The 6870-nt window shown below is 66.9% G+C and carries 8 protein-coding genes and 1 pseudogene; 4 read left to right on the plus strand and 5 right to left on the minus strand.

Features of this window, described 5'->3' with window-relative positions:
* Positions 1–880: 880 nt before the first annotated feature.
* Both AC27IQ_RS16850 and AC27IQ_RS16855 read left to right on the plus strand, forming a co-directional pair.
* Positions 881–1240, plus strand: coding sequence for an HPF/RaiA family ribosome-associated protein (locus AC27IQ_RS16850; protein WP_487090140.1), 360 nt, complete (start codon positions 881–883; stop codon positions 1238–1240).
* Positions 1241–1321: 81 nt separating this feature from the next.
* On the plus strand, positions 1322–1477 hold the full coding sequence (locus tag AC27IQ_RS16855) for a hypothetical protein (RefSeq protein WP_284429106.1): 156 nt from the start codon (positions 1322–1324) through the stop codon (positions 1475–1477).
* A 37-nt stretch (positions 1478–1514) separates the two neighbouring features.
* Here AC27IQ_RS16855 and AC27IQ_RS16860 read toward each other — a convergent pair whose 3' ends face one another.
* Positions 1515–2585, minus strand: a complete 1071-nt coding sequence (locus tag AC27IQ_RS16860; protein ID WP_487090141.1) for a bile acid:sodium symporter family protein — start codon at positions 2583–2585, stop codon at positions 1515–1517.
* A 96-nt stretch (positions 2586–2681) separates the two neighbouring features.
* On the opposite strand from AC27IQ_RS16860, the pseudogene AC27IQ_RS16865 reads away from it, so the two are divergent.
* A pseudogene (locus AC27IQ_RS16865) lies at positions 2682–3627 on the plus strand (LysR family transcriptional regulator).
* A gap of 53 nt (positions 3628–3680) precedes the next feature.
* Here AC27IQ_RS16865 and AC27IQ_RS16870 read toward each other — a convergent pair.
* The 3 genes from AC27IQ_RS16870 to AC27IQ_RS16880 form a co-directional block, all read right to left on the minus strand.
* Positions 3681–3857, minus strand: coding sequence for a hypothetical protein (locus tag AC27IQ_RS16870; protein ID WP_487090142.1), 177 nt, complete (start codon positions 3855–3857; stop codon positions 3681–3683).
* 652 nt (positions 3858–4509) lie between these two features.
* Positions 4510–4650 carry a hypothetical protein gene (locus AC27IQ_RS16875; protein ID WP_487090143.1) on the minus strand — a complete coding sequence of 47 codons (141 nt, stop codon included), beginning with the start codon at positions 4648–4650 and terminating at the stop codon, positions 4510–4512.
* A 110-nt stretch (positions 4651–4760) separates the two neighbouring features.
* Positions 4761–5141, minus strand: coding sequence for a hypothetical protein (locus tag AC27IQ_RS16880; protein WP_487090144.1), 381 nt, complete (start codon positions 5139–5141; stop codon positions 4761–4763).
* A 482-nt stretch (positions 5142–5623) separates the two neighbouring features.
* Here AC27IQ_RS16880 and AC27IQ_RS16885 point away from each other — a divergent pair, with 482 nt between their 5' ends.
* Positions 5624–5956, plus strand: coding sequence for a hypothetical protein (locus tag AC27IQ_RS16885; RefSeq protein WP_487090145.1), 333 nt, complete (start codon positions 5624–5626; stop codon positions 5954–5956).
* A gap of 391 nt (positions 5957–6347) precedes the next feature.
* Here AC27IQ_RS16885 and AC27IQ_RS16890 read toward each other — a convergent pair.
* The coding region (locus AC27IQ_RS16890; protein WP_487090146.1) for an NUDIX hydrolase at positions 6348–6870 on the minus strand (523 nt) is incomplete at its 5' end.

Genomic DNA, 6870 nt, shown 5'->3' on the forward strand with positions numbered 1-6870 from the left:
CTTGCGGACCTGCCGGACCGGTGGCGCCAGCCAATCCGATGGGCCCCCGTCGCTCCGGTCGCACCCGATGACCCGGTTGCCGCCGGTTGCCCCCTGCGCGCCCCGTGGCCCCCGTAGCACCTGTCGCCCCACCGGGCCCGGCCGGACCGGTCGCGCCGGTGGGCCCCGCCAAGGCCGAAGCAGCGGCCGGGGAACAACTCCCCAGGCGGCCCGAAGCGCCATCGAAACATGCCAGCTGGCCCTGTTGCGGCGAGGCAGGCAGTGCAGGCAACAGGACCGCGCCATCGGACTGCACCCGCAGGCGCTCATCGGCGCCGCCACTGCTGCGCACGCTGAAGCCGCCGCCAGGGGGCAGCGTGATGCGGACATCGGCGGCATGCGCTGCGGCGACATGCAGAGATGCCGTACAGGCGATCAACGCCGCGAGGACATGGCGGCCATGCCGCGGGCCAGAGGAAATCGTGTGCATGGCGCAACCCGTTCTGATTTTTTTGAGAAACGAATTCTTTGCCGGATGCCTCTTTCCGAACCGGGAAACAGGGCGTGCAACGACGCTCGGGTCGCGGCAAAGATTCGGGGCCGTTGTCCGGAAAACGGCCTGCGTCTTCCGCTTCGGGTGCATGGCTCGACGCCTGCAGCACCTCTCACCCCTCTTACGAAATTTAACAGGCGAATCCGCCCCATGCCAAGGCACCCGCATGGCTTTTTTTGGATTTCCACGGGGCACAGCGCCACGGCTGAGCGATGTGAGGGGAGCTTCAGCCCAGGTGTCACGCAACGTGACAAAGGACCCTGCGCACGGCCCCATGCTCCCTCGGCCTACAGGGCGGCGGGGCCGCCCACGGCACTCTAGGTTCTCTTATCTGCATCAGGAGATCTCATGGAAATTCACATCAACACGGGCAATGGCATGGACAACCGCGAGAGCCTGGAACGCTGGGCCGACGCCGAGATCCGAAAGAATCTGTCACGGTTCACCGAGGGCGTGCGGCGCGTCGAAGTGCACCTGTCGGACGTCAACCATGACCGGGGTGGTGCGGACGACAAGCGCTGCGTGATCGAGGCTTTGGTGCCCCAGCATGCGCCCGTTGTCGCAACCCACAACGCGCCCACCGTGGATGAAGCCTTCCGAGGCGCCGAAGCCAAGTTGCAGCGCGCGCTGGACAGCGCCCTCGGCAAGCTCAAGGACCAGCGCGACCGCACCTCGATCCGCACGCAGCCGGAGATGCTGCAGCCTTGATGAATCCAAATCGGCATCCGCCGAAGGCCGGGCAGACCCGTCAGGCACTGCCCCGCCGGCATCCCCGCCCCAGGAGACACGATGAACACTCCCAAGCATCCCCCCGGTAACGACGAGCCGGAAATCACCCAGGAAGACAGCGTGCCGGTGGACGACACAGACCCCGAGGGCGAGGCCATGATGAAAGAGGTCCGCAACGACCGCCTGAAGGTGCCGCCCGGCGAAGAACAGGACTGAGGCCAGGGTGCCCTCTGGGGCGCTTGACCCCGGCCTTCTACCGGACCTGCGAGGTTTCGGCCGCGCGGGCCGTCGCTGCATTGGCGGCGATGCGATCCGCGGGGGCGAGCCCCTCGGGCCGGCGGGCATAACGCTGTGCGAGCACCGCGCACACCATGAGCTGCAGCTGGTGGAACACCATCAGCGGCAGCACGATGGCCCCCACCGCGTGCGAGGCGAACAGCACCTTGGCCATGGGCACGCCGCTCGCCAGGCTTTTCTTGGAGCCGCAGAACACCACGGTGATCTCGTCCTCTTTCGAAAAACCGAACCGCCGGCTGATCCACGTCGTGGCCGTCAGGGCGATGGCCAGAATCACCGCGCACACGACCAGCAGCCCGGCCAGCGCCGGCAGCGGAATCTGCCGCCACAGCCCCTCGATCACCGCCGCACTGAAAGCCGTGTAGACCACCAGCAGGATCGAGCCCTGGTCCACGAACTTGAGCACCGCGGCACGGCGCTGCACGAAGCCGCTGATCCACGGTCGCAGCAGATGGCCCGACAGGAAGGGAACGAACAATTGCAGCGTGATGCGCCCGATGCTGGCCAGCAGATCATGCGTGCCCCCACCCGCTGCGCCGCCCGCGCCATGCGCCATGGGAACGCCCGGCAGCAGCCAGCCCACCAGCAGCGGCGTGATCACGATGCCCAGCAGCGTCGAGCCCGAGGCAGCGCACACGGCGGCAGGCATGTTGCCGCGTGCCATGGCGGTGAAGGCGATGGCCGACTGCACGGTCGCCGGCAGCACGCACAGGAAGAGCACGCCCAGGTACAGCTCGGGCGTGACCAGCGGCTGCAGCACCGGCCGCAGCGCCCAGCCGATGAGCGGAAAGAGCACGAAGGTCGAGGCCACCACCACCAGGTGCAGGCGCCAGTGCGACAGGCCGGCCACGATGGCCTCCCGCGACAGCTTGGCGCCGTGCAGGAAGAACAGCAGCGCCACCGCGGCCAGCGTGGCCTGCTCGAAGCCCTGGGCCACCCGCCCCGAGGCGGGCAGCAGGCTGGCCAGCGCCACGGTGGCGAGCAGCGCGAGGGTGAAATTGTCGGGAAGGAAACGGGAGCGGGCCATGGAGCGCGGAACCTTTGCAATCGGATGGCCGCCATTAGGCCCGGCGCGCGATCCAAAGAGAAATGGATTTATCTGATGGTTTTATGATGGGAAATCATGAATGTCACGCTGCGCCAGCTCCATGTCTTTCGCGCCGTCGCCGCCACGCGCCATTTCAGCCGCGCGGGCGAACAGATCGGCCTGACGCAACCCGCGGTGAGCCGCTGCATCACCGAACTGGAGGCGCAATTGGGTCTGCAGCTGCTCAACCGCACCACACGCGAGGTCGAGCTGACCGAGGCGGGCCGCAGCCTCGCCGCCCGCCTGGAGCGCGTGCTGGAAGACCTGGACGCGGTGCTGCTGGATGTGCGCGGCATGGCGTCCGAGCGGCGGGGCCGGGTGCGCGTGGCCAGCAGCCCCACGCTTTCGGCCCACCTCATGCCTGACTGCATCGCCCGCTGCCAGCGCGAGATTCCGGGCCTGCAGATCGTGCTGCTGGACCGCATCCAGAACGACGTGCTGGCGAGCGTGCTGTCGGGCGAAGTGGATTTCGGCGTGGTGATCGACCCTGGCGAGCGCGAGGCGCTCACCTGCGAGGCCATCCTCACCGAGCCCTTTTGCGTGGCCTGCCCGCCTGGCCATCCTTTGGCGCGCCGGCGCAGCGTGCGCTGGACCGATCTGGCGGGCGAGCCGTTGGTTTTTGCTCGACCATGCCTCGGGCAGCCGCCGCCTCATCGACCAGGCGTTTTCCGCCCAGGGCGTGGCCGCCACCGTGGCGCAGGAGGTCGGCCATCCGACCACGATCTTTCGCATGCTGGCCGCGGGCCTGGGCATCACCGTGGTGCCCACGCTGGCATTGCCGCCAGAGGGCCTGCCCGGGGTGGCCGTGCGCCCGCTGCGCCCGCGCGTGGACCGCGAAATCGTGCTCGTCCACCGCCGCAACCGGGCGCTGGCGCCGGTGGCCCAGGCCGCGTGGGACCTGGTACGGACGGTGGCCCGGGAGCGGCAGACAAGAAGTCCGCCCCGTGCAGAGCCAAGGCACTCGACCGAAGCGACGTCATAAGACTTGCATCGCCAAGCCTTCGAAACCCGCTCTCAGCGGCTTGCGCCAGCGCTCTAACGCTGAGGCGCCGGCCCAGCGTTGTAATCGCGGTTCTGGATCGGCCCGCTGCGTCCAAAAACACGACCGCTCGGTGGCGCGGCAGCGTCGGCAGACGCACTGCTTTGGGCTTGCGCGCCAGGGTTCACCATGTGCTGATAAAACTCCTTCGCATCGGGCGTGTTGAACATCATGGTTTGCATGTCGGGGTCGAAAGACTCCTGACGCGTGAAGCTCGAGGACGGAGAAGACACAGAAGCTGGCGGTTTTTCAGTTTTCGGTCTGGGCGTGTGGCTGGTCTGCGCATAGAGCCCCCCACCATGGCCGCATCCGCCATCAATTGCTGATACCGTTGCTCCTTGACGCTGAGTGGGCGGCCCGAAGACGAGTCCCCACCGATCTGCGTGCGGGGGCGAGCGCCCTGCTCAGACGCAGCGGCTCCCGATTGGGCACGAGAAGAAGGCATTCCGGGTGGAGCGGCATGCGAATGGCGCGATGTCTTTCCTGACGAACTCCCCGAGGATTTGCCTGAACCCTCTTTCGGATGGGCCTGCGTGTCGCTGGACTTGCTGCGACCTATGCCTAATTTATGGGTGATGCCGTTGAACATGGGAATCCTTGCGTGCAGTGTGGAACATGGCTCTACTTTAGGCATGCGCCAGATGGGCGCCGAAGCCATCCGAAGCAGTGCGTTGCAAAACGCAATCGACTGGCCTTGGCCTTCACTTCTGCGGCCAGTCAACCGCACCAGCACCAGCGCCGCCTCCGCCGTGAACCGGCTGCGCACCAACCGGAGGCATGAAGAGCCTGAAAGGCCTCCGCCGCAATAAGTACTAGGGCATATCGCTATAAAAACAATAGCATTAGAAAATTGATGCGCAGCAGGTTCCTCTTGGCAACCGAGTCTTCCACGTTGTCCAGCGCCAACGATTCGGTCAGTGCCAGCAGGTGGTGGCGGATGCCGGTCTGCTGGATCGCCTCGACCACGCCCGCCACGAGGCCGGCGGGCGAACCTGCCGCACGCTCCCGTTCACCGAGACGTGCTTGTTACTAGCGGCATGATTCACTCAGCGATGCACGGGGCATCGCATCGGCAATCAGCGTCCTACGCCCGGCCGGGTGAACATGCGGCCGCCCATCGATCCAATCGCCGCCCGGTCTTCTTCGCTGACCTCCATGGCTTCTTCGTCTGCCAGACCGTGGTCGGAGATGGTGTCCGAATCGCTGTCCTGCTCCAGCGAAAAACCGAAACTTTCCAGCGTCAGGGGTTCGGATGTGCGGCGACTGCCCGCTTCGGACGATGCGGATGTCTCTGCCTCGTCTTCGTCATCGGGCGGGAGCATGCCCTGGCTTTCCATGATCTTATTTCTCTGGATCTGCTGATTGATTTCCGAGAGACTGCCGTCCCGAAGCTCACCGGGCAGCGGTGCGGGCTTTCCCTTCGTGCCATCCGTTTTCTCAGCGATCCCTTCCCTCACCGCGTACTCGGCAAACTGGACCTTCCGGCGAGCGCCGCGACCGCAGCGGCCGGCTCGGCGCCACCTTGCGGCCGGACCGCTGCGTACGCCGCGTTGAAGCGCCGGCCTTGGAACTGGGTGCTGCGGCTGAGCTTCGGCCCCTCCCCTGCCGTCACGGACGGGCCGGTCGCGTCGGATGGCGCGCTGGCGCTGGCAGGCGAGGCAGGAACCGGGGCGGCAACGGATTCCGGCGGCGGCGGTGATGCAGGCCGTGTCCTTCGGGACGTCGCGGCCCGCCAGCCGGTCGCCGAAGGCGAAGTCGGACTGGAGGACTCCAAAGGGGCCTCGGGCTGCACGGGTTCTTTGTCCGGCCGGCGAATGGCTTCCTGTGGGCGCGAGGGCCCAGCCCCTTCGCTCGACGTCCCGGGCCGGGGCGCCGGACTTTCATCGCGCTGCCTGCGCAGGCGCTGCGATGGGTATGCGGGAGTGCTGGCGGTCGGCTGGTGAGCGCCTCCTTGCAGGTTTTGCCGCTGCCCCGCCCGCTGGCGGGCCGCGAGATTCTCAGCGGCAATGTGCAGCATTTCAAATCGATGGAAACTGACCCCCTGGTTGTTGATGGTGTTCATCTTTGCGCACACTGCCTCGTATTCCGCTTTGAGATGCGGGTCGGCCGCCGTGCGTCGGAAAACCTCTTCGGTCGAGCAGTTGCTCGCATTGGCGCGCGCCGTCAGGTTCTCCTTGACCGCTCTATCAAGGGCCGCGCGATCTGGAACGAATGTCTCGCTGCCAGTCGCCTGCGCGAACATTTGGATCCCGATCTTGTTCCTCTCGGCTGAAATGACGCGGTGATCGTAGAGTTGGGAAGCCACGCTCCAATCCAGGCGTGCAGTTCTGTTGCGCTGTGCCTGAAGGTCGATCCGCGGCTGCCCCATTTGCCCGGCCACAGGCCCCGCCCCCGTCTGCCGCGATGGCGGCATTCCATGGGGAGATGCGTGCCGATGGGGCGACGTGCGCGGCGGCGAAGCGGGGGGCGATGCCGGCCGCTCCAAAGACGAAGAGCCGCCGGTGAGTTTGCGCTTGATGTGACCGAGACTGAGCATGGTGATTTCCTTGTAAAACGGGGCTGGGCCCATGTTTCCGATCTGACCAGCGGATGGCCTCAATCCCCCACCCCAGCCCGAAACACCTTGCGGCGCACCGAAGAGAGACCTGCCAGGGCCTCGCGCGCTACCAGCCGTAGAACCCCGCCAGCACCAGCGCCGCCTCCGGTGTGAACTCGCCGCGCGCCAGCCGTGCGTGCACCTCGGCGGTGGGCAGCAGTTCAAACCGTTCCACCTCGCCGTCCTGGTTCTCGGGCACCAGGCCCTCGGGCACGGTGGCATGGAACCAATCGATGCGCTCGACCATGTAGCCCACGCCTTCGCCGTCGCTGCTGGGCCGGGCGAAGTCCACGTGGCGGCCGTGCGCCACGGCGTGCAGCGCGCTCGTGCGCAGGCCCGCCTCTTCCCAGGTTTCCCGCTCCAGGGCCGTGTCCAGCGTGTCGGCGGCGCTGACCATGCCACCCATGAGCGTGTCCCACTTTCCAGGGTGGGTGGGTTTGTCGAAGGCGCGTTGCTGCACCCACAGGCAGCCCCCCGGCGCGCTGCCCACCAGATGCACGGCCTGGGTGGCGAGCCCCAAGGGGCGCACGGCGCCGCGCTCCACGGTGCCGATGCGCTCGCCGGCGGCGTTGCACACGGCGAGCTGCTCG

The organism is Acidovorax sp. KPB24-07 (genome assembly GCF_057543315.1).